This is a genomic window from Natronoarchaeum sp. GCM10025703 (genome assembly GCF_042661985.1).
Taxonomy (GTDB): Archaea; Halobacteriota; Halobacteria; order Halobacteriales; family Natronoarchaeaceae; genus Natranaeroarchaeum.
On sequence record NZ_JBHSZF010000001.1, the window covers coordinates 290,226 to 311,610 of the forward strand.

The 21,385-nt window shown below is 63.8% G+C and carries 15 protein-coding genes and 5 pseudogenes; 13 read left to right on the plus strand and 7 right to left on the minus strand.

All coding sequences use genetic code 11. From position 1 onward, the window contains the following. Positions 1–37: 37 nt before the first annotated feature. The 3 genes from ACFQH2_RS01610 to serA all read right to left on the minus strand — a co-directional run bounded on the left by ACFQH2_RS01610 (position 38) and on the right by serA (position 5,712). On the minus strand, positions 38–2,071 hold the full coding sequence (locus ACFQH2_RS01610; protein ID WP_377076376.1) for an ATP-binding protein: 2,034 nt from the start codon (positions 2,069–2,071) through the stop codon (positions 38–40). Next, the gene (locus tag ACFQH2_RS01615) at positions 2,068–4,005 is read right to left on the minus strand and encodes a PAS domain-containing protein (RefSeq protein WP_377056187.1); all 1,938 of its coding nucleotides are present in this window, start codon (positions 4,003–4,005) and stop codon (positions 2,068–2,070) included. Before ACFQH2_RS01615 ends, ACFQH2_RS01610 begins: the two co-directional genes overlap by 4 nt. A 117-nt stretch (positions 4,006–4,122) precedes the next feature. Beyond that, the gene (gene serA / locus ACFQH2_RS01620; protein ID WP_377056189.1) at positions 4,123–5,712 is read right to left on the minus strand and encodes a phosphoglycerate dehydrogenase; all 1,590 of its coding nucleotides are present in this window, start codon (positions 5,710–5,712) and stop codon (positions 4,123–4,125) included. Between the two features lie 103 nt (positions 5,713–5,815). Here serA and serB point away from each other — a divergent pair, with 103 nt between their 5' ends. Together serB and ACFQH2_RS01630 are read left to right on the plus strand one after the other, a co-directional pair. Then, positions 5,816–6,460 carry a phosphoserine phosphatase SerB gene (serB, locus tag ACFQH2_RS01625; RefSeq protein WP_377056191.1) on the plus strand — a complete coding sequence of 215 codons (645 nt, stop codon included), beginning with the start codon at positions 5,816–5,818 and terminating at the stop codon, positions 6,458–6,460. A gap of 152 nt (positions 6,461–6,612) precedes the next feature. After that, positions 6,613–7,191 (plus strand): DUF7090 family protein, encoded by a 579-nt coding sequence (locus tag ACFQH2_RS01630; RefSeq protein WP_377056193.1) that lies wholly within the window; start codon positions 6,613–6,615, stop codon positions 7,189–7,191. On the opposite strand, the pseudogene ACFQH2_RS01635 reads toward ACFQH2_RS01630, so the two are convergent. Beyond that, positions 7,125–7,978: pseudogene (locus tag ACFQH2_RS01635) on the minus strand (hypothetical protein). The gene ACFQH2_RS01630 and the pseudogene ACFQH2_RS01635 overlap by 67 nt on opposite strands. Positions 7,979–8,297: 319 nt before the next feature. Between ACFQH2_RS01635 and ACFQH2_RS01640 the strand changes: the two are divergent. Continuing rightward, complete coding sequence (locus ACFQH2_RS01640; protein WP_377056197.1) at positions 8,298–9,152, plus strand: phosphatase PAP2 family protein; 855 nt, start codon at positions 8,298–8,300, stop codon at positions 9,150–9,152. Positions 9,153–9,159: 7 nt separating this feature from the next. On the opposite strand, the gene ACFQH2_RS01645 is transcribed toward ACFQH2_RS01640, so the two are convergent. Continuing rightward, positions 9,160–10,179: a lysylphosphatidylglycerol synthase transmembrane domain-containing protein gene (locus tag ACFQH2_RS01645; RefSeq protein WP_377056199.1), complete on the minus strand. Its 1,020-nt coding sequence runs from the start codon at positions 10,177–10,179 to the stop codon at positions 9,160–9,162. A 107-nt stretch (positions 10,180–10,286) separates the two neighbouring features. Between ACFQH2_RS01645 and ACFQH2_RS01650 the strand changes: the two genes are divergently transcribed. From ACFQH2_RS01650 to hemB, 5 genes and pseudogenes are all read left to right on the plus strand, one after another. Further along, positions 10,287–11,141, plus strand: a complete 855-nt coding sequence (locus ACFQH2_RS01650; protein WP_377056201.1) for a hypothetical protein — start codon at positions 10,287–10,289, stop codon at positions 11,139–11,141. Beyond that, complete coding sequence (locus ACFQH2_RS01655) at positions 11,138–12,115, plus strand: glycosyltransferase family 4 protein (RefSeq protein ID WP_377056203.1); 978 nt, start codon at positions 11,138–11,140, stop codon at positions 12,113–12,115. The genes ACFQH2_RS01650 and ACFQH2_RS01655 overlap by 4 nt, the downstream gene beginning before the upstream one ends. After that, positions 12,116–13,240: a glycosyltransferase gene (locus tag ACFQH2_RS01660; protein ID WP_377076377.1), complete on the plus strand. Its 1,125-nt coding sequence runs from the start codon at positions 12,116–12,118 to the stop codon at positions 13,238–13,240. A gap of 179 nt (positions 13,241–13,419) precedes the next feature. Continuing rightward, positions 13,420–14,211 (plus strand): annotated as a pseudogene (locus tag ACFQH2_RS01665) (NAD-dependent epimerase/dehydratase family protein); the annotation flags it as partial. Positions 14,212–14,280: 69 nt separating this feature from the next. After that, positions 14,281–15,290 (plus strand): annotated as a pseudogene (gene hemB / locus ACFQH2_RS01670) (porphobilinogen synthase). On the opposite strand, the gene ACFQH2_RS01675 reads toward hemB, so the two are convergent. Continuing rightward, positions 15,223–15,732, minus strand: a complete 510-nt coding sequence (locus tag ACFQH2_RS01675) for a cupin domain-containing protein (RefSeq protein ID WP_377076378.1) — start codon at positions 15,730–15,732, stop codon at positions 15,223–15,225. The pseudogene hemB and the gene ACFQH2_RS01675 overlap by 68 nt on opposite strands. A gap of 649 nt (positions 15,733–16,381) precedes the next feature. On the opposite strand from ACFQH2_RS01675, the gene ACFQH2_RS01680 reads away from it, so the two are divergent. From ACFQH2_RS01680 to ACFQH2_RS01695, 4 genes and pseudogenes are all read left to right on the plus strand, one after another. Continuing rightward, positions 16,382–16,894, plus strand: a complete 513-nt coding sequence (locus ACFQH2_RS01680; protein WP_377076379.1) for a hypothetical protein — start codon at positions 16,382–16,384, stop codon at positions 16,892–16,894. Continuing rightward, positions 16,855–17,598 carry a hypothetical protein gene (locus ACFQH2_RS01685; protein ID WP_377076380.1) on the plus strand — a complete coding sequence of 248 codons (744 nt, stop codon included), beginning with the start codon at positions 16,855–16,857 and terminating at the stop codon, positions 17,596–17,598. The genes ACFQH2_RS01680 and ACFQH2_RS01685 overlap by 40 nt, the downstream gene beginning before the upstream one ends. Beyond that, complete coding sequence (locus ACFQH2_RS01690; protein ID WP_377056215.1) at positions 17,571–18,344, plus strand: alpha/beta hydrolase; 774 nt, start codon at positions 17,571–17,573, stop codon at positions 18,342–18,344. The genes ACFQH2_RS01685 and ACFQH2_RS01690 overlap by 28 nt, the downstream gene beginning before the upstream one ends. 34 nt (positions 18,345–18,378) lie before the next feature. Beyond that, positions 18,379–19,562, plus strand: a pseudogene (locus ACFQH2_RS01695) (anion permease). Positions 19,563–19,571: 9 nt separating this feature from the next. On the opposite strand, the gene ACFQH2_RS01700 reads toward ACFQH2_RS01695, so the two are convergent. Continuing rightward, a complete protein-coding gene (locus ACFQH2_RS01700; RefSeq protein ID WP_377076960.1) occupies positions 19,572–20,885 on the minus strand; it encodes a hemolysin family protein in 1,314 nt (437 codons plus the stop codon). 248 nt (positions 20,886–21,133) lie between these two features. Between ACFQH2_RS01700 and ACFQH2_RS01705 the strand changes: the two are divergent. Further along, a pseudogene (locus ACFQH2_RS01705) lies at positions 21,134–21,379 on the plus strand (glutathione S-transferase N-terminal domain-containing protein); the annotation flags it as partial. Between the last annotated feature and the right edge of the window lie 6 nt (positions 21,380–21,385).

Below are 21,385 nucleotides of genomic sequence, written 5' to 3' on the forward strand. Positions count from 1 at the left end.
CACTGCCTGATAAAAAACTGCCGACTCGCGGGACGGATCAGCCGACAGTCGGTGCGTTCGGCCGTCTACACCTCGCAGTGTCGATTTCGAAGCGTGCGCCCGCCTCGCGCTCGGTGTCGACGACCGATACCGACCAGCCGTGTGCCTCCACAAGCGTCTGTACAATATAAAGCCCGAAGCCGGTACCGTCCGTATCCGTCGTGAACCCCTGGTCGAACACGCGAGCTTTCTCCTCGGCCGGGATTCCGGGACCGTCGTCCTCGACGTACCAACCAGTCTCGGTCGTGCCGACCGTGACGGTGACCGACGGCTCGCCGGTCGCTGACTGATTGCTCGTGGAGCCGTGCTCGACAGGGTCGTCGGTCTGCGACCGACTGTTCGTGGAGCCATGCTCCACGCTATCCTGACGAGCCTGTGAGTCAGGGCTTGTCGAGCCGTGCTCGACAGCGTTCCGAAACAGGTTCTCCAGCAGTTCGACGAGCCGTTCGCGGTCGGCGTCGACGATGTCGTCGGTTACATCGATCTCCAGTGTGGCATCGTCAGTCGAGACGCTCTGCCAAGCGGTCTGGGCCGCGCTCTCGAGCGAGACGGGAGCCGTCTCGCCGACGATCTGGCCCTTTCGGGCGAGGGTCAGTAGCTCCTCGGTGAGATGGCTCATCCGGTCGAGCGAGCGGCTGATCTCCGTCCTGATCTCCTCGTCGACATCTGTCTGTGGGAGGTAACCTTTCGCGACCGCGAGCGGGTTTCGGATGTCGTGCGAGACGATCCCGGCGAACTCTTCGAGGCGTTCGTTCTGCCGGGCGAGTTCGCGCTCGCGGGCGCGCAGCGCCTCCTCGTGTGTCATCCGGGACAGTGTCGTCTCGACGTTCGCGGCCAGCACGTCCGCGAGGTCGACTCCGAACTCGTTCAACGGTTCGCCGGTCGCGCCGAAACCGAGCACGCCGTGGTCCCCGAGTGGGATCGTAACGATATGGGGGCCGAACTCCTCGATATCGTCTAGCTCGGACTCGGTCCTGACTGCCGGCGACGAGCCGTCCGCTGGAGCGTGAATGAACTGGGAGCGACCCGCCTCGAAGGCCCGCTCGAACCACTCCTCCTGGTCCTCGAAGACTGACGGCTGGTCCGTTCTCGTCTGCGAACAGACCGGCTCTACGCTGTCCTCCTCGGCGAGAGAGACCTGAACAACGGGCAGGTCTGAGATGTCGTCGGCGATATCGACGACGATCTCGGCGATCTCCTCGCGGGACTCGGCGCTTACCAGATCGCGACTCGCGGCGTGGAGCGCGTTGACCATCTTCTCTTGTCGCATCCGTTCGGTGACGTCGACGGACGTGCCGATGAGGCCGACGACCTCGTCGTCGCTGTCGTATCTGGGCGCTTTGGTGATGTTGATCCATTGGTCACGTCCCGTCGCGTCCGAGTAATGTTCTGTTCGGTTGATCACCGGTTCCTCGGTCTCCATGATCTCCAGCTCCTCCTGCCAGAGTTCGTGTGCGTACTCGGGCGTGAACAGTTCGTGATCGGTCAGGCCGATCATCTGCTCGCGGGTGAGTCCGTACTCCTCGGCCGCGGCAGCACTGGCCTCGGCGATCCGGCCACGGTCGTCCTTGATAAACACCTGATGGGGGAGATACTCCAGCAGCGAGTCGAGTTGCTCGCTGTGACTGGCGAACTCACCGCCGGTGTCAGTGGCGGACCGGATCCGCCGCGTAACCGCAACCGAGACATCGTCGTCGGTGGTCGCCGTCGGCGGCAGCGAGATGACGTCCGCCGCCCCGTTGTCGAACGCCTCCGAGACGAACGTCTGGGAGGGATCGTCAGCGACGACGATCACCGGAGTATCCGGCAGTCGAAGGCGGACCAGCGCGGTCTGGGTCCGCCCGTCGACGTCACCAGCGGGGTCGTGAGAGACGACCACAGCATCGGGAGCGTGATCACCGATCGCATCCGGAGTTGCGACCGACGAGATGGTGATGTCGTCGTCGACGGCAGCAAGCGCCCGTTCGGCCTGTCCGAGGCTCTCGGCGGGGTCGACTAACAGAACCTCGATCGGTTCGAGCGAATCAGTCATCGGGGTACCACCCCTGTGAACTCGAAGCGAGCACCGCTCGGAGCGTGTTCCGCATCGGTGCCCGTCACCGACCACTCGTGGGCCTCGGCGAGCGTCTCGACGATGTACAGTCCGAACCCGGTGCCGTCCTCGCCGGAGTATCCCTGATCGAAGACCAGTGGCTTCCGGTCATCCGGAATGCCGGGACCGTCGTCCTCGACGTAGAAGCCGTCGGCGACCGTCCCGGCGGTGATCCGCACCGCGTCGGCGGTACTCGTCGAGACATGCTCGACGCTGTCGTCGGTCTGCGACCGACTGTTCGTGGAGCCATGCTCCACGCTGTTTTTGAGCAGGTTCTCGAACAGCTCCGCGGTCCGGCCAGGGTCGGCCTCGAAAGCCAGATCGGCTCGGACGTCGAGCATCGCGTCGCCGGTATCGACGCTCTGCCAGGCGCGCTCGATCAGCGAGCGCAGTGAGACCGTTTCGGTGTTACCGACGATCTGCCCCTGGCGGGCGAGCGCCAGGAGTTCGTCGGTGAGCCGTTCCATCCGGTCGAGCGCCCACTGGACCTGGTGGCCGCTCTCGTCGCCCTCGTCGAACATCTCAGCGTAGCCCTGTGCGACCGAGAGCGGATTCCGAAGGTCGTGCGAGACGATGCTCGCGAACTCCTCTAAGCGCTCGTTCTGTCGTTCGAGTTCGCGCTCGCGTTCGCGGATGGCGTCCTCCCGCGCTACCCGATCGAGCGCCGCCTCGACGTTCGCTGCGAGCACCTTCATTAGCTCGATGCTGAACTCGTCGAGCGGGTCGCTCGTGGACTCGAACCCGAGCACACCGTGCTCGCCGAGCGGGAGTACAACGGCGATGGGGTCGGTTTTATCGGCCCGCTCCGACTCGGTGTAGCCGACGACGGCCGAGCGGTCGGCCACGGATAGCTGGACGATGAACTGCAAGCTCTCCGTCTCGTAAGCGCGGTCGAACCACTGTGTGTACCGGTCGTAAATCGAGGGGCGACCCCCGTCACGGCTGGTCGCGACGGGCCGCAACGATCCGCCGGAGGCGTCGGAGAGCAGGACGTCGAGCATGGGCAGACCGGGTATTTCCTCGGCGATTTCGACCGCCGTTTCGACGATCCGCTCCATACTCTTGGCCGAGACGAGTTTCCGGCTCGCGGCGTGCAGACCGTTCATCATCTTCTCGTTTCGCTTCTGGTCGGTGATGTCTCTGGCCGTCCCGATGATGCCGGCCACCTCGTCGCCCTCGCTGTCGTATCGCGGGGCTTTGGTCGTGTTCACCCATCGATCCCGCCCGTCTTCGTCGGTGAAGTGCTCGACGTTGTTGATCATCGGCTCTCCGGCCGCCATGATCTCCTCTTCCTGGGCGCGGAGGTCAGCCGCCGTCTGTGGCTCGAACAGGTCGTAATCGGTCATCCCGATCAACTGCTCGCGGGAGGCCCTGTGCTCCCGCACAGAGACGTCGCTAATGGCTGCGATCCGACCGACATCGTCTTTGATAAATACCTGGTGGGGCAGGTATTTCATCACGGAATGGAGCAGTTCACCGTCGGTCTGGAACGACTCACCCATTCCCGCCGCGTGTCTGATCCGCCGGACTGTCGGCACAGGGCGGTCGATCCCGGCCGCGATGTCCGAGTCGACACAGATGACGTCGGCAGCACCCGCGGAAAGGACGCCTGGAGCGTAGTAGGCCCGCGGATCGACCGCGAGAACCACGATCGGTACGTCACGCAGATGCTCGCGGGCGGCGTGCATCTGCTCGGCACCGTCGATACCCTCCTCTTCGTGTTCCAGAACGACGAGACAGTCCGGCTCGACCGACGTCGAGGCGAGTTCCGCTGTCGATGAGACGGTCTCGAGGGTCATCGTGTCGTCCGTTTCGTGGAGCGTCCGCGAAAACGGCCCGAGCTCGCCGACCGGGTCGACGAGTAGTACGGTCATCGGCGCAGGAGAACGGGCCATGTAACCAGGTCTCTTCTCGATTCATACTGTACCAGTAAAACAGTGGCGGCTCCTACCAAATAGAAATACATCCGATCGTAAACGGAGACGGCGCGGTTAGTCGTCGCGGCCGTCGAGCGTGATCTGGCGGATCTCGATGATCCGGTCGTCGTCTTCGAGATCCTGCCGGACCTCGTCCGGGATGCCCTGATCGAGATTGTAGACCGACAGCGCCTCGCCGCCGATCGCCTCGCGAGCGTTGAACATCCCGGCGATGTTGACGTCGTGTTCGCCGAGCACGCTACCGATGTAGCCGATCACGCCCGGCGTGTCGTCGTTCCGGGCGACAAGCATGTGGCCGAACGGAATAGCGTCGACCCGGTAGCCGTCGATGCGGACGATTCGTGGGTCCTCACCAGCAAAGAGCGTCCCCTCGACGGTAATCTCGTCGTCACCATCGCGGACGGTGACCCCGACGAGACTCTGGAAGTCCTCGGACTGGCGGGTCTTCGACTCGGTGACGTCGATGCCGCGCTCCTCGGCAATGCTGGGGGCGTTGACAGCGTTGACGCGCCATTCGAGCGGTGCGAAGACGCCTTTCAGCGCGCTGGCGGTGACCAGATCGACATCTTCGTTGGCGATTTCGCCCTCGTAGCTCACCTCGATCTCGGAGATCCGATCGCCGAGTAGCTGTGCTGCGACCTTGCCGGCGGTGTCGGCCAGGTCGAGATACGGCTCGACGCGGGGGAACGCGCTCTCGTCGATCGAGGGGGCGTTCAGCGCGTTGATAACCGGCTCACCGCGGAAGGCGGCCATGACCTGATCGGCCGTCGAGACCGCGACGTTCTCCTGTGCGGCCTCGGTGCTGGCACCGAGATGGGGCGTGACGATGACGTCCTCGACGCCGAGCAGCGGGTTGTCCGGCTGGACCGGTTCGTCGGCGAAGACGTCGACCGCCGCGCCGGCCATGACGCCGTCGTCCACGGCGCGGGCGAGTGCGGCCTCGTCGACGACGCCACCGCGGGCGCAGTTGATGAGGTACCCGTCTTCGAGTTTCGCGAGTTCGTCGTCGCTCAGCAGGTTCGCCGTCTCGTCGGTCAGGGGAACGTGAACGGTTAGCAGGTCCGCACGGTCGAGACACTCGTCGAGGTCGACGAGTTCGGCGCCGATCTGTTCGGCGCGCTCCTGGCCGATATATGGATCGTATGCGACGAGATCCATTCCGAGCGAGGAGAGCTTTTTCGCGACTTCCTGGCCGACACGACCCAGACCGACAACGCCGAGAGTCTTGCCGTTGACCTCGGTGCCGAGATAGTCGCTTTTTGCCCACTCGCCGTTCTTGAGGCGCTGGTGTGCCTGCGGGATCGAGCGAGCGGTCGCAAACGCCATCGCGACGGAGTGTTCCGACGCCGCGCGGACGTTGCCCTGCGGGGCGTTGGCGACGATGACACCGTGGTCGGTGGCCGCGTCGATGTCGATGTTGTCGACGCCGATACCGGCCCGACCGACGATGACGAGTTCTTCGGCCGCGTCGAAGACCTCCTCGGTCACCTCGGTCCCCGAGCGGACGATCAGCCCATGGGCGTCAGCGATCGCTGCGAGCAGTTCGTCGCCCTCGACGTCATAGGCCGTTTCGACCTCGTGGCCTGCCTCACGGATCCGGTCGAGACCGGCGTCCGCGATCGGATCGGTTACGAGTACCTTCATGCACGAGGGATTGCTCGGGGCAGTCATAACCCTTTCTTCATGGAGCCGAGCGTGGCGAGCGAAATCGGGCCCTTTTCAACCCCACTACCCCAACGAGCGGGCAATGACAGTACTCGCGTTCGACTTCGACGGCACGCTATCGGACTCCGAGATGACGGTGCTGCTCGGGGATCAGTACGGTGTCGCAGACGAGATGGACGAGATCACGAACCGGGCGATGAACAACGAGATCGAGTACGCCGAGAGCCTGCGACGCCGGGCCGCCCTCCTCGAAGACCTCCCCGACGAGAAGGCCAGCGCTGCCTTCGACGAAGTCTACCTCCGCGAGGGGGCCGCCGAGACGATCCGCCGACTCAACGAGGCGGGCGTCTACACCGCCATCCTCACCGGCGGGTTCGAGCGAGGCGTCGAACGGGCGCTCGAACGCGAGGGCGTCGGGGTCGACGAAATAGTCGCCAACCGACTCCCCGTCGAGGATGGCGTCCTCACCGGCACGGTCGAAGGGCCGCTGATCGAGGGGACCAAAGACGACGCCCTCGCGGATCTGGCCGAGCGCGAAGACGTCGACATGGCCGAGACCGTCGCGGTCGGCGACGGCGCGAACGACCTGCCGATGCTCGAAGTCGCCGGGCAGGCAATCGGCTTCGAGCCGAAATCAGCCGTCGCGCCGTCCTGCGATGTCGTCGTCGAGACGATGGCTGAACTGCAGGACGTGCTGGAAGGGGAAGAGATCCTGTCGAGCCGGTAGGCGAGACAGGGCTCGATGAGGTTTGCTCATCGGCCGTCATGTCGAGCCGGCAGGCGAGACCGATCCACCAGCACTCGTCGCGCCGCAATGCGGTCTTCCGCCAGACCGCCGTGACCCGCAGGCTTAATACCTTTCACCAGTTTTCGACATGTATGGATTATGCGCTCGCAGTCGACGGGGCGCCGGAGACAATCCCCGGCGGAACCGGCGTACTGTTGCTCCACCCGAGCACCGGCGAGACCGATCGGATCGACACCGATTTTCTGAAAACTGATACGGATCACTTCCTCGTCATCTCGACCCGGACGACCGCCCGAGAGGTCAAGCAGAAACTCGACTACTACGACGTCGACGAAGACAGCGCCGAGATTCTCGACACGCTGAGCGTCGAGCGGGGCTACTCCCGGCGGACCGGCGAGTCGGTCCACTACGTCGGTGCGCCGGACGACCTGGACGGAATCGTCGAGCAGGCCGAGCGGTTCCTCGAATCACACGACGGCAAACTCCGGATCACGCTCGACTCGATCACCGAACTGGCCTACTACGCCGGCGAGGACCCGGCGAAAGAGGCGGTCGGTCGACTGCTGGATCTGCTGGAAGACCACGATGCGGTCGGACTATTCCATCTCTCGAAGGAGGTGCATCCCGAGGAGGTGCTCGGAGACTACCGCGAGCAGTTCGAGGGCGTCATCGATCTGAACGAGGACGGCGAAACGACCGTCGAGTTCTGAGAACGCTGTACTCTAGCGGTTTCGAACGTCTTCTCGGCCCACGTGACTGCGTAGTCCGGGCCCCGGTCCCGATACATCTCCGTGTCCAGGGCAGTGAACGGCGCGGGTAGCTCCAGGGCGTGTTTGAGAGAGCTACAGGCGAGTTCGGTCGCATCGGCGAAATCGGTCTCACCGCGAGCCATTGCGCCGGGCACGTCGGCAAGCCGTCCTTCGATACGCTCGCCGGCGTCCTGCCACGCCTCGCCAAGCCGTGGCCGGGTGTCGAGCCAGTCGGCGAAGACGTCTCGCGTGTGCAGACCGAGCCATGCGTCGTACAGTGCGGCGGCGATCTGATAGGTGCTGTTGGGGTCGAGTTCGACTGCCGCGTCGAGGTCGCGGTACTGGTCCTCGAAGAAGCCGATGAACTGTTCGGGGACGTCAAGGCCGACCTCGACGAGCGCCTCGGCGATCAGGAAGTCGACGAAGTCGTCGGGCGAACCTTCGACGCGCGGCTTGATGATCACGACTGGTGGGTCAGTCTGGCGCGTCCACGCGACGCTGCGTCGCCGGGCATCCCGATCGTAAAGTCGCTGCTGGCGTACCGACTGAGGAGCGCCGGGGCGTCCTCCGGCAGCCATTCCGAGGGATAGGTGTGGGGATCGAGCGTGTCGACGAGCAACCCCAGATCCTCGGCCTGTGCCGGCGGAAGCATCTCGAAATCCGATGCGGCGTCGAGCACGATCGCATCCGGGGCGTGCTCCTCGCGGATCGCTTCCAGATCAGCAGGGAGTTCGCGGGCCTGAAACATCAGGCGAGCAGTGTCTGCAGGATCAGTACGATAGTAAGTACGCCCGTGATGCCGATCGTTCCGACGACGATTTTGGTGGCCTGACTCATACTCGAATCGAAGGCGCCCGGTCTCTTTAAACCTTCCAGACGTTCGTACCAGTGGGCGCGGATCGGTCGAGTAGGCGAAGGCAGTAGCAGGATCGAACAGTGCCGGCGGTGGTAGGACCGACAAACTAATTCCGTTTGCCGAAATTGGTATCAATAACGGTACAGATGATCCCCGCGATATCTCACGAGACGAAACCGACCTACCTCCATAGACAGCGAGGGTCGGTTCCATGACTTTGCTTACCGTCGTCGCCGTCACTGGCCTGGGCGTCGGTATCGCCCTGCTGACGACGTGTGTACTGTGTACCAGCATCGACCAACTCGAACGAGCCAGCGGCGACCTGCGCCGCAGGGCAACCGAAATCGCGCCGTACGTAGCGGTCGCCGCGGTCTTTTTCCTGCTCAAGATGGTGACCAACGACCTCAGTTTGATGCTCTCGGAAACCATCGACTGGAACATCACGGACACGCTCTATGCCGTCGAAGGGCTGTTCGTTGCCCATCTCCAGAACCTTGTCCCGGACGCCACCTACGGGTTCTTCTCCGTGATGTACATGTTCGGCTTTCCGTACCTGTTGCTCGTCCCGATCGTGCTCTACTTCCTGTTGCCGTCACAGAACCACCTCAAGAAGCTGTTTATCGCCTACGTGCTCAACTACGCCATCGGCGCAATCAGCTACTCGGTGTTCATCGCGTACGGGCCACGCAACTGGATCAGCGAGCACGTCGACGGAACGATGTATCAGTTGTACCCGGAGACGCAGGAGCTTACGGCCGCAGTCTCCGACGGTTCCGACGTGTTCCCCTCGCTACACACCTCGATGGCGATCATCGTGTTGCTGTTCGCCTGGCAGACGCGTCGCGCGTATCCCCGGTGGTTCAAAATCGCCGTGTTCGTCTCGACGAGCGTCGTGCTCTCGACGATGGTGCTTGGCATCCACTGGGTCTCGGACGTCGTCGCGGGCGTGGCGCTCGGAACCTGGTGTGTCGTCACCGCCTCCTGGATCGTCGAGCGCGTCGATAGGGACTCCGGTACGAACCGCTCTCTCGACGAGACCAGTCTGCCCTCGGAGGTCGATGATTGAGATGGACTCACGCGGTCGACCGAGCGCCCAGTATCGCCGTGGCGCTCCCGCCGATCACGATCGGCGACCAGTAGACCGCCCCGCGGAAGACGAGAACGGCAGCAGTGATCGTAGCGACGGGAACGCCGGTAGTCGGGAAAAGCAGGGCGACGTAGGCGGCCTCGATGCTGCCGAGGCCGCCCGGGAACGGTGCCATTCCGGCGAGGTTCGCCAGCGGAATCGCGAAACACGCCACCGCGACCGGGATGGTGTGGCCCACCGCGGCAAAGGCCGCGAGAAGCGCGACGACCTGGAGGAGCCAGCCCAGAAGCGACAGTCCGAAGACGACGGCAAGCCGGCGTCGGTCGCCCGCGATCAGACGAAGGTTCTCGACGAACACCTCGAGGCGTTCGGTCAGCGCCGCAGCGAGCACGTTACCGTCGACGCGTCCCGCGGTCAGACGCGATGCGAGCGCACCGATGGTCCGCGGCACCCGGTCGACGACCGCCTCTCGGGCGCGCCAGACGAGCGGCGCGGTGAGGACGATACCGACGACGACGGCGAGCGCCGACGCAGTCGCGACTTCGACCTCGTCGACGATCGTCGCAGTCGTTCCGTAGTAGCCGACGCCGACCAGCGCCAGCAAGACGGACGGGAACACGTTGCAGACGTCGATCGTGGCGATACCGGCGAGACCGGTCTCGTAGCGCGCGTCAGTCGTTTTCGAGACGAGCAGGGCGGCAATCGGCTCGCCACCCGCCTGTCCGAACGGCGTGACGTTGTTCGCGAAGACGGATCCGGCGTAGAGCAGAAAGGAGCTCCCAGCGGAGAGGTCGACATCGAGCGTCCCCATAACCGTCCGGAGCATCAGACTCCAGGCGGCCAGCCAGCAGAAGCCGAGCGCGAACGTTGCAAGAACGTAGGGAAGGTCAGCCGTGGACAGTGCGTCGACGACGTCACCGAGACCAACGACGAGAAACAGGCCGACGAACACCACGAGGGCACCGCTGAAACCCAGGACGAGCGCACGTCGGCGTTGAACGGCCATGGACGCACTATCGGGACGGAACGCTTGAAACCCATGGTATACGCGAGCCGTCGAACCGATCCTCGGATCAAAAAGTGTATCATAGTGGATGAAAGGAGAGTTAGCTAATGAAGGATCAGCAGTTTCTGGAGTCGGACTGGGATTACTGCATCGTGCTCGACGCGTGTCGGTTCGACGTGTTCAGCAAGGTGTACGACGAGTATCTCGATGGGACACTGGAGAAGCGCCGGAGCAAGGGTTCTTCGACACCAGAGTGGGCCTACCAGACGTTTACGGACACACACGACATCGCGTACTTTTCGTCCAACCCGTTCATCAACGATCTGGGCATCCCGCTGAACGAACTCAAGTGGGGTGCGTCCTGCGACTACGAGTGGACGGCGAACGAACATATCACGAACGTGTTCGACGTCTGGAAGGACGGCTGGGACGACGACCTCGGGACGGTGCCGCCGGACAGTCTGGCAGACGCCTTCCGGGAGCACCGTGACGTCGCCGAGGCGGCCGACCGGACGGTGCTACACTACATGCAGCCACATGCGCCCTATCTCTCTCGCGGCAAAGGACAGAAACTCAAACAGATCCGGAAGGGAATCAACCGACAGGACGAGGAAGACGACGACGAGGATGGTGGAGCGCTCTCGTCGATGGCCGATTCGCTCCGGCCCAGAGTCGAGGAGCGTCTCGAAGGCAGCGAGTTGGCCCAGAAAGCTGGCCTCTGGCTCGAACTCGACCCGGTCGACCTGGTCCGTGACGGCACCCGCACGACTGCGATGGCCCTGCACGAAGAGAACCTGCGGATCGCGCTCGAATCGGTCGCCGACCTGATCGACGAACTAGACGGGCGCGTGGTCGTCGTCTCCGACCACGGGGAAGCGTTCGGCGAAGAGGGCGTCTGGGAGCACCACATCGAGACTCATATACCACCGTTGATGGAGACACCGTGGCTCGTCGTCGAATGAAGATCAGCCACTACTTCGAGTTCGGAGACGCCGTTACCGGCGGGATTAGCGAGTCAGTCAAGAACCAGCGGAAAATGCTGGATCGGATCGGCCTGGAGTATACGACCGAACCGACGCTCGACGCGGACGTGTTCCACTGCAACCTCATGGGCCCGCGGTCGGTCTGGTACGCCAGACGCGCACGCTCTCAGGGCGTTCCGGTAGTCGCGCATACCCACGTCACCGCGGAGGACTTCGGCGATAGCTTTCGGTTCACGAACGCGCTCGCAAAGCCACTGCGCCCGTATCTGGAACGAGCCTACGGGCTTGCAGACGCTCTCGTCTGCCCCTCGGAGTACAACCGGGGGTTGATCGAGACGTACGCCGATGTCCCCACGACTGTCATCTCGAACGGCGTCGACCGCGAGAAACTGGACGGCTACGAGTCCCTGTCCGAGCGGTACCGGGAGCGGTACGATCTGGAGTCACCGGTCGTCTTCCTGGTCGGGCACGTCATCAAGCGGAAGGGACTAGAAACGTTCGTCGAGACGGCGCGTCGGCTCCCCGACATTGACTTCGTCTGGTTCGGGCCGATCGATCGGTCCCTGAAGGGTCGCTCGACGACGTCGCTGATCGACGGCGCGCCACCGAACTGCACGTTCACGGGCTACGTCGACGATATCCGCGGAGCCTACGCAGCGGGCGATATCTTCTTTTTCCCGACGCACGAAGAGAACGAGGGGATCGCACTACTGGAGGCGATGACGGCCAGCAAACCGGTCGTCGTCCGGGATATCGAGACGTTCTCGTGGCTCGACGACGGCGAGAACAGTATAAAAGTCGGCGAAGAGGAGGGGTTCGTCGACGCGCTCGAACGACTTCGCGCGCCGGAACGGCGCGAGCGCCTGGGTGCGAACGCTGCCGAGCGGAGCGAGGCGTTCTCGCTGTCGGCAGTAGCGGGACGGTACGAACAGCTATACGAGGAGGTGTGCTAAATGAAAATCGGATTTTTCACCGACAGTTACTTTCCCGAAATCGACGGTGTGACGTATACGATCGACCTCTGGCGGGAGGAACTGGAGGCGGCCGGTCACGAGGTGTACGTGATCTATCCCGACGGGGACTACGACCCCGACGAGCGGGAGGTTCCGGTCAGGTCGATGCCGAACCCGTTTTATTCGGGCTATCGCATCCCACTGCTGAGACGGCCATCGACGTTACCGGAACTGGATATCGTCCACTGTCACGGCCCGGCGACCGTGGGGCTGCTCGGCCGGTATTACGCCTGGAAACAGGATCTCCCGGCCATCTACACCCACCACACCCCAATCGAGGAGTACTTCCAGCAGAGCATCAAACTCGCCTCGGTGGCGAGCCTGCTCGGATCGATCTACGTGCCCTGGGAGAACACACTGCTGGAGAGTTTCGACATCGTGACGACCTCGACCGGGCAGATCGAACGGACGGTCGAGCACGTCCAGTTGCCCGTCGGGATCGACATGGATTTCTTCGCGCCGACAGAGGAGGACTGGTATCCGGACCCGGACCGGACGGTAATCGGGTACAGTGGCCGGCTTAGCATGGAGAAGAACGTGAGCGAGATCGTGCGCGTCGCCGAGGACTGCCCGGAGTACGAGTTCGTCATCGTCGGCGAGGGGCCACGCCGTGAGCCGCTCGAAGCGACCGCGCCCGACAACGTCGAGTTCCGTGATTTCCTGCCGAGAGAGGAGCTACCGACGTTTTACTCCTCGATCGATGCGTTCGTAACGGCCTCGACCGCCGACACGCTCGGCCTCTCGACGCTCGAAGCGAACGCCTGCGGGACGCCCGTCGTCGCCGCCGACGTTCCGCCGTTCGACCGAACGATCGGCTCCGACAACGGAGCGCGGTTCCCGTACGGCGACTGCGACGAGATGGCGACAGCAATCGAGAGCGCGCTCACGTCGGCCTGGGAGACCAGGTCTGCCATCGAGCGGTACGACATACAGAAGACGATCGTACAGCTGAACAGCTATACCACAACGCCCCCCAGTCGCAGGACGCGTCACCGGTCACGGACGGGACTCCGTGGCAGCCGTCCACGGATGAGTAGCGTCGCGACGCGGCCAGCGATCCAGTAATTGTTTTACGCCGTAGCGGCGAACCGGCCAGTATGCAGAATGCTCGTGTGCTCGTGACCGGCGGAGCGGGATTTATCGGTTCTGAACCTGGCGAACTCGCTCGCCGAGCACAACGACGTGATCGCACTGGATAACGGCTTCCTCGGGACAGAAGCGAACCTCGACGACGATGTCGAGTACGTCGAGCTGACGTGCTGGACGAGGACCTGCCGACCGACGTCGACGTCGTCTTCCACCTGGCGGCGTTGTCGAGTCGCCAGCAACTCGAAGAAAACCCGAGGCACGGAGCCCGAGTCAACGTCGAGGGGTTCGTCAACGTCGTCGAGCAGGCGTACGACGACGGCTGTCGGACGTTCGTCTACGCGTCGACGTCGTCGATCTACGGGAGCCGAACTGAACCCACGCCCGAGGACATCTCCATCGAAGCCGCGACTGGCTACGACGCCTCGATGCTGGGCCGGGAGCGCTACGCCGAGTACTACGGGAACTTCTACGACGACGTAACACTGGCTGGCCTGCGGTTTTTCTCGGTGTACGAGGGCTACGGCGGAGCCGAAGCGCACAAAGGCGAGTACGCGAACACGGTCTCGCAGTTCACCGAGAAGGTCGCGGACGGCACCCCGCCCGTGCTGTGGGGCGACGGGAGTCAGACGCGCGATTTTACCCACGTCGAGGACGTCGTTCGGGGCATCGAACTCGCCGCAGACAACGAGTTAGCGGGCGTCTACAACCTCGGGACCGGCGAGACCTACTCCTTCAACGAGATGGTCGACCTCATCAACGAGACGCTGGGGACCGACGTCGACCCGGAGTACGAACCGATTCCCATCGAGAACTACGTTCACGACACCTGTGCCGATGCGTCGAAGATCCGCGACGCGACGGGCTGGCACCCCCGGATCGGCTTCGAGGAGGGCGTCGAACGCGTCTGTGAACCCTACCTCGACGGGGACGCTGTCGACGCCGAGTAACGGCTCCAAGAGGTGCGGCGACGACGCGACGAACGATGGGATTTTGCGGTGGCCGATCCAATCGTAGATATGGACCTGACAGACCGCCCCCGCCGGCTTCGGCGAGACGGGGTTCGCGAACTCGTCCGTGAGACCGAACTCCGGGCGAGCGACCTGATCGCGCCGGTGTTCGTGGACGCGACGACCGACGAGCGGGTGCCGATCGACACCATGCCGGGCCACGAGCGCGTCCCGGTCGACGACGCCGTCGACCGGGTCGAGGAGGTGCTCGAAACGGGCGTCGAGGCCGTCATCCTCTTCGGGATTCCCGAGTCGAAAGACGCTCGTGGGACACGGGCATGGGCCGAGGACGGCGTGATCCAGGAGGCAACGCGACGCATTACGGCCGAAACCGATGCCTACGTGATTACGGATCTCTGTCTCTGTGAGTACACCGACCACGGCCACTGTGGCGTGCTCGAAGACGACGCCGCCGAGAACCCCCGACTCACGGTCGACAACGACGAGACACTGGACCTGCTCGACCGCATCGCCGTCTCGCAGGCCGAGGCCGGCGCGGACATGATCGCCCCAAGCGGCATGATGGACGGGATGGTCGGAGCGATCCGGGAGGGCCTCGACGCCGCGGCGTTCGAGGACATGCCGATCATGAGCTATGCCGCGAAGTACGAGAGCAGTTTCTACGGGCCGTTCCGGGATGCCGCAGACGGCGCGCCCGCCTTCGGCGACCGCCGACACTACCAGATGGATCCCGCAAACGGCGAGGAGGCGCTCCGCGAGGTCTCACTCGACGTCGAGCAGGGTGCGGACGTCCTGATGGTCAAGCCCGCACTCCCGTATCTCGATATCGTCGGGAACGTCGACCGGGAGTTCGACCGGCCCGTCGCCGCCTACAACGTCAGCGGCGAGTACGCGATGTTGCACGCCGCCGCCGAGCAGGGCTGGCAGAGCTCGAAGCGACCGCGCTGGAGTCGCTCATCTCGATCAAACGGGCCGGCGCGGACCTGATTATCACCTACTTCGCCGAAGACGTCGCCGAGCGACTCTGGGCTGTTCCGCCCCACACTCCGTGCAGGTGAACTGGAACGTCCCGTCGACCATCGTCGTATCCTGCGTCGTCTCCTCCTCGCACTCCGGACAGTAGATCCGGGACTGCAGGGCGTCCCAGTCGTGGCTCGCACCGGGCGCGCCGATAGCCCACCCGACGACGGTCTCCGAGCCATCGTTGTACCCCTCCTGGAACTCTCCCGGCGGGAACCGGATGAGTTCGTCGGCCGCCACCTCGACCGACTCGCGCTCGATGCCCACGTCGAACGTCGCCGTCCCTTCCTCGACGTAGAACACCTCCTCCTGATCGTGATGAGTGTGCAGGCCACCCGAAAACGATTCGCCTGGCTCCAGTTCGAAGTAGTTCATCGCGAACTCCGTCGCTCCGAGCACGGCGGAGACCGGTTTTCGGACGCTGTGGACGCCAAGCGGGCTGAGTTCGTCCTCGACGTCGTCGATGCGGACTTTCTCCATGACGGGGCGTACGGAAGAGACCGGAAAAGAACTATCGGCGATCCGAACGAACGACGGCCCGACGAACTGCCTCCGAGAGCAGTGCGGATCTCCGTTTTGCACTGCCACCACTGGCACCTCCGATAAAAAAGGTGTGGAGCCGGTCGAACGAACCGAGAAGCGTGTTTTTACGTGTGAGTAGAGCGAACGCATTCGGAGAGATCGATGTTTGACAGTGATACCCGGACGGTGGGCGAACTCGAAGAGCAGATCGGTGCCTTCGAGGACCCGCCGGTGGAGACGGTAGACGACGACGAGCGAGCGCGACTGGTCGACGCGCTCGTCGCACTGGCTGATGCCTACGGGAGCCGCGGGGAGTTCGACGAGGAAGAGACGATGCTAGCGTCTCGACCGGCTTCATCAGGAACACCCGGACGCCGACGTCGACATCCACCTCGCTATTGCGCGAGCGAACGCGACGGCGGTCCACGACCGGGATGGCGTCTACGAGACGGGGATCGATCCGGGCCGGATCGAGAGCCACCGCGAGGAGATCGAAACGCTGTACGCGGAGCGGCCGGAGCCGACCATTGCCGCACCCCTGGCGCGGGCGACCGCGGGGACGATCCACGCCTACGGCAAGGCCGAGGAGCCCGAGCGGATCGAACCGTTGCTCGACCGACTCGAAGCCCTCTACGAGAACCACGAGGAGACAGACGTCGCGGCCGCAGTCATGCGCGGCTACGCCCACGCCGAGCGGTATCTCGGCGGCGACGACACTGATTTCCTCTCACGTGCCGAGACGCTGTACAGTTCGCATCCCGACGGCGATGTCGCAGTCGGGCTTGCGGGCGTGCTTGCCGGGCGAACCAACACCGACGCCGCACAGGAAGACGTCGAGTCGATCGAGCGTCGGATCGCACGGATCGAGACCCTCGCCCAGCAGTATCCCGCCGTCGAAGCGGAGATCGTCAGATGGCTCCCGATCGCGGCCGCAAACGTGACCCGGATCAGCTTCGAGCTGCCGATTACGGCCGCATCGAGCACTGGGCCGGGAAGACGAACGAGTATCACGAGCGTCTCGATACCCCCACGAGCGCAACCTGGGCGGCGGTCGCGACCTTCTACTCCGCCCGCGCCTCGTTGTACGACGCCGAGGTCGAGGCTGGCGAGGAGAAGCTAGAACGGCTCAGAGCACTGGAGGCCGAATACGACAACCCGATCTTCGAACACTGGCTCGGCCGGTGTCTGTTCGATGCGGTCAGAGCCAACGTCGAGACGGCCCGCGCCGAGCGCGCACAGGAGTTGGCTGACGAACTGGCCGAGTACGCGGTCGGGCATCAGGATCAAGAGCAGATCGAGGCGGGCCTCGACACGCTGCGATCACAGGCTCCGACGATCTTCGGCGACGAGGAACCGACTCTCGGTGACGACCTCGACGACCCCGTCAAGACGTCGGCGACCGGCGGGAGCGTCAGCGACCCGGCAACGAACGGCGGGAGCACCGGCGATGGGCCAGAGCTCTCACGCCTCGACGAGCGGGCGACTGTCGAAGGGAGCCAGGAACTCAGCGAGGCGATCGACCTGCTCGACGATGGCGGGCACGAGGGGGGTCCTGTAGCTCCGGCGGCTGTGAGAGCTGTAACTCCGAGCAGGACCTGGCCGAACCGGCGAGCGGCCCCGCTATCGTGGCGGGCGTCGTCGTCGCCGCGACGGTCTTCCTCTCGGTCGCATATGCCGGCTATCGACTGGTCAAACTCGGCGCGTCCGCGGTTCGCAACAGCTAACGACGACGTAACACCCCGGTTGCGGGACACCGATAGCCACCCTTTTTGTCGATTCGGACCGCGCTATCCAGCATGGTTTCGTGGAAACAGGGAGCGATAGCCGTCCTCGTGGTCCTCCTCGTCGTACTCGGCGGCGGTGTCGTCTATCTCTCGCTACCCTACGAGGGTTCCGAGTCGTCGATCCAGTCGGTAGAAGACGATCCGCGCGTCTCCATCGAGACGGAGGGCGACGTCGCCGTCCTCGCGCCGACTGACGCCGAGTCGGACGTCGGCGTCGTCTTCTATCCCGGCGCACGCGTCGCACCGAACGCCTACTACGAGTCGTTGTCCCCGCTCGTTACGGAGGCCAACGCGACGGTGTACATCCCCGAGATGCCGTTAAATATCGCCTTACTCGACAGTGATGCCGCGGGCGAGATTCGGGCCGGCAAAGAACAGATCGAGACATGGGTCGTCGGCGGACACTCGCTGGGCGGCGTCGCAGCCTGCGGGTATGCCGCGGACGAGGAAGTCGCGGGCCTGCTCATGTTCGCATCCTACTGCAACGAGGACGTGAGCGACCGGGAGATGGCGGTTCTGAGCGTCACTGGGAGCGCGGATACGGTGCTCGACCGGGAGGCGTACCGCGCCAGCAAGGACCGCCTCCCGCCAACCACGACCAGCGAGGAGATCCCGGGGATGAACCACACGCAGTTCGGCTCCTATCGCGGCCAGCGCGGGGATTCGGCCTCGCCGCTGAGCTACGAGGAGGCCCACGACCGACTCGCGGACGTCGTGGTGCCTTGGATCGAAGAGCAAAGAAGCGGGACACTCGATTACGCGGCGAGAACAGCGTCAGTACGGTAAGCACTTATACTACCCACGGGTAAGCCCGGGGTAGATGGTCGACGCCGCGACGCTGGCGACGCTGGGTATTGCGTGTCTGGCAAGCCTGTTTATGGCCTGGGCAATCGGTGCTGGATCGAGCGGCTCGACCCCGTTTGCACCCGCGGTTGGTGCGAACGCGGTATCGGTAATGCGAGCCGGATTCTTTGTAGGACTGCTCGGCTTCGGCGGTGCAGTCCTGCAGGGCGCGAACGTCTCCGAAGCGATCGGACGGGAACTGATCGCCGGCGACGTAACGCTGACGGCGACTGCCGCGACGCTCGCGCTGATCATCGCCGCGACGCTCGTGGCTATCGGCGTGTTTACGGGGTATCCCATAGCGACCGCGTTTACTGTCACCGGCGCCGTCGTCGGCGTCGGTCTGGCGATGGGGGCGACCCCGCGTGGGCGAAGTACGCCGAAATCACGACGCTGTGGGTGTTCACACCCTTCGTCGGCGGCGGTATCGCGTTCACCACGGCGAAGCTACTCCGCAGGGAGTCGCTGGCGGAGCGCTATACAGTCCCCCTGCTGGCAGGACTGGTCGGCCTGATTCTCGCGAACATCGAGTTCGTCGTGCTGGGCCCGTCCGGTGAGGGAGCGACGCTGGCGGCCGAGGTCGGGCGGTCGCTCACCGGGCCGGGACTGGTAGGACAGGCGATCGCTTCGCTCGGTCTGGCCGTCGTCGGCGCAGGACTGCTCTACCGCGAGATGGGCATCGATGCGGATCGCGGTCAGCGTCGGTTTCTGCTCGTGATGGGCGGCCTCGTCGCCTTCTCGGCCGGGGGCAGTCAGGTCGGTCTCGCGATCGGCCCGCTCTTGCCCCTGTTGGAGCCACAGGGTATCTCGATTACGGCGATCCTCGTCGGTGGGGGTATCGGCCTCCTGATCGGGTCGTGGACCGGCGCGCCGCGGATGATCAAGGCGATCGCACAGGACTACTCCTCGCTCGGTCCGCGCCGCTCGATTGCGGCGTTGATCCCCTCGTTTGCCATCGCACAGACAGCAGTTCTCTTTGGCATCCCCGTCTCGTTCAACGAGATCATCGTCAGTTCGATCATCGGGAGCGGCTACGCCGCAGGAGACGGCGGCGTCAGCGGGTCCAAGATGGGCTACACCGTGCTTGCCTGGGTGGCGTCGCTCGTCGGTGCAGTTATCGTCGGCTTCGGCGCCTTCTCGACTGTCGATTTCTTCCTGTAGACGGGGCGCCTAGAGGTCCTCGACGTCGGCGACGCCTTCCTGTTCTTCCTCCTCACCGCGTTCGACCTGTTTCAGCAGTGCCTTTTTGATGCGGGTGTTCTCGACCTCCTCGACAGTGATCCGGATCCCGTCGTACTCGATCTGCTCGCCCTCCTCGACGAGTCGCCCGGCACGGTTGAACACGAAGCCTGCAACGGTCTCGAACTCCTCGCCCTCGGGGAGGTCGATCTCCAGAGCCTCGTTGACCTCGTGGATATTGACCTCTCCCTGGACGACAGCGCCGTCCTCGAGGTAGTCGATCGGCATTTCTTCGCCGCCTTCGAGGATTTCGCCGACGATCTCCTCGACCATGTCCTCCATGGTAATCAGGCCCTCCGTAGTACCGAACTCGTCGATCACGATCACCATATGCATCCGCTCTTCGCGCATCTCGGTCAGCAGTTCGTCGACGTTTTTCGATTCGGGGACGTGTAGCGTCGGGCTGATGAGATCGTCGAGTTCGAGTTCCGACGCCTCCGTCTCCCCGTAGTTGACGTCCCGAACCAGATTACGGATGTGGACGACGCCGATCACGTTGTCGAGGCTCCCCTCGTAGACAGGGACGCGAGCGTGGCCGCTCTGGACACAGGTCTGGATCGCCTCGTCGATACTGGCGTCGACCGGCACCGCAGTCATGTCAAGCCGCGGCGTCATCACCTCCTTGGCGATGGATTTGTTGAACCGGAAGATCCGCTGAAGCATCTCGCGTTCTTCCTCCTCGATGACGCCTTCGCGCTCGCCGGTCTCGATCATGTCCTGGATCTCCGAGCGGGTCACGTACCCCGACTCGATTGCCGCCTGCCCGCCGGTGAGTCGATTTACTTGCCGGGTGAGGAAATCGAACGTCACCACCAGCGGCAGGAGTACGTAGCCCGATAGTTTCAGCGGGCGAGCGATCCGGAGCGCCCACGATTCGGTGTGCTCGACCGCGTAGGATTTTGGCGCACTCTCACCGAACAGCAGGACGACAGCGGTGATGCCAAAGGTTGCACCCGCAACCGCCACCCCCTGGCTGAAATAGATCGCCAGCAGGCCGGTTGCGATCGAGGACATCGCGATGTTGACCAGATTGTTCCCGACCAGAATCGTCACCAGTAGCCGGTGAGGATTGGTTTTGAGCTGTTTGAGTGTCGACGCCCCCGGCCGCCCCTCGTCAGCCAGAGCATCGGTCCGATAATCCGGGAGCGAGAACATGGCTATCTCCGAGGAGGAGAAAAACGCTGACAGCCCCATCAGAAAAACCAGCACGGCGGCTCCTGCGATAGTGACTGTCGAATCCGTCAGTTCAGAAGCCGAACAGTGTAAACCCGAGTGTAGACGCCTGCAAAATCGATGAGAGGGGTATCGTCATCTAGGGGTAGTTGTCTGGCGGATGAATTAACTCTTGTGAGGCTGAGAGGGGTGCCTGGAGCAACCGGACGCGGTTATTCCCTGATTATCAGGTGGTGGTGAACCGTCGGTCGATCCGATCAGAGGTGAGATCGATCGCCGCGAAGCCAACGTTTTCAGCCGTCCAGACCCACTGGTCGATTATGAGCGAGACACCGATCACCTTCTACCGCCTCCAGGCCTGCCCCTTCTGTGAGCGCGTCACACGGATGCTGGACGAACTGGAGCTGGACTACCAATCCCGGTTCGTCGAACCGATGCATTCCGACCGAGACGTCGTCAAGCGAATAAGCGGGAAACGGACGGTTCCCGCAATCGTCGACGAGTCGACCGGCGTCACGATGACGGAGAGTGCGAACATCGTCGACTATCTCGAACGGACGTACGGGGGAGCG

What these genes read in the sequence shown, in the direction of transcription:
- serB (WP_377056191.1), top strand. Translation starts at nt 5,816, where the DNA reads ATGACAGTACTCGCGTTCGACTTCGACGGCACGCTATCGGACTCCGAG.
- ACFQH2_RS01645 (WP_377056199.1), bottom strand. Translation starts at nt 10,179, where the DNA reads ATGGCCGTTCAACGCCGACGTGCGCTCGTCCTGGGTTTCAGCGGTGCC.
- ACFQH2_RS01630 (WP_377056193.1), top strand. Translation starts at nt 6,613, where the DNA reads ATGGATTATGCGCTCGCAGTCGACGGGGCGCCGGAGACAATCCCCGGC.
- ACFQH2_RS01615 (WP_377056187.1), bottom strand. Translation starts at nt 4,005, where the DNA reads ATGACCGTACTACTCGTCGACCCGGTCGGCGAGCTCGGGCCGTTTTCG.
- ACFQH2_RS01640 (WP_377056197.1), top strand. Translation starts at nt 8,298, where the DNA reads ATGACTTTGCTTACCGTCGTCGCCGTCACTGGCCTGGGCGTCGGTATC.
- ACFQH2_RS01650 (WP_377056201.1), top strand. Translation starts at nt 10,287, where the DNA reads ATGAAGGATCAGCAGTTTCTGGAGTCGGACTGGGATTACTGCATCGTG.
- ACFQH2_RS01660 (WP_377076377.1), top strand. Translation starts at nt 12,116, where the DNA reads ATGAAAATCGGATTTTTCACCGACAGTTACTTTCCCGAAATCGACGGT.
- serA (WP_377056189.1), bottom strand. Translation starts at nt 5,712, where the DNA reads ATGAAGGTACTCGTAACCGATCCGATCGCGGACGCCGGTCTCGACCGG.
- ACFQH2_RS01690 (WP_377056215.1), top strand. Translation starts at nt 17,571, where the DNA reads ATGGTTTCGTGGAAACAGGGAGCGATAGCCGTCCTCGTGGTCCTCCTC.
- ACFQH2_RS01655 (WP_377056203.1), top strand. Translation starts at nt 11,138, where the DNA reads ATGAAGATCAGCCACTACTTCGAGTTCGGAGACGCCGTTACCGGCGGG.
- ACFQH2_RS01610 (WP_377076376.1), bottom strand. Translation starts at nt 2,071, where the DNA reads ATGACTGATTCGCTCGAACCGATCGAGGTTCTGTTAGTCGACCCCGCC.
- ACFQH2_RS01675 (WP_377076378.1), bottom strand. Translation starts at nt 15,732, where the DNA reads ATGGAGAAAGTCCGCATCGACGACGTCGAGGACGAACTCAGCCCGCTT.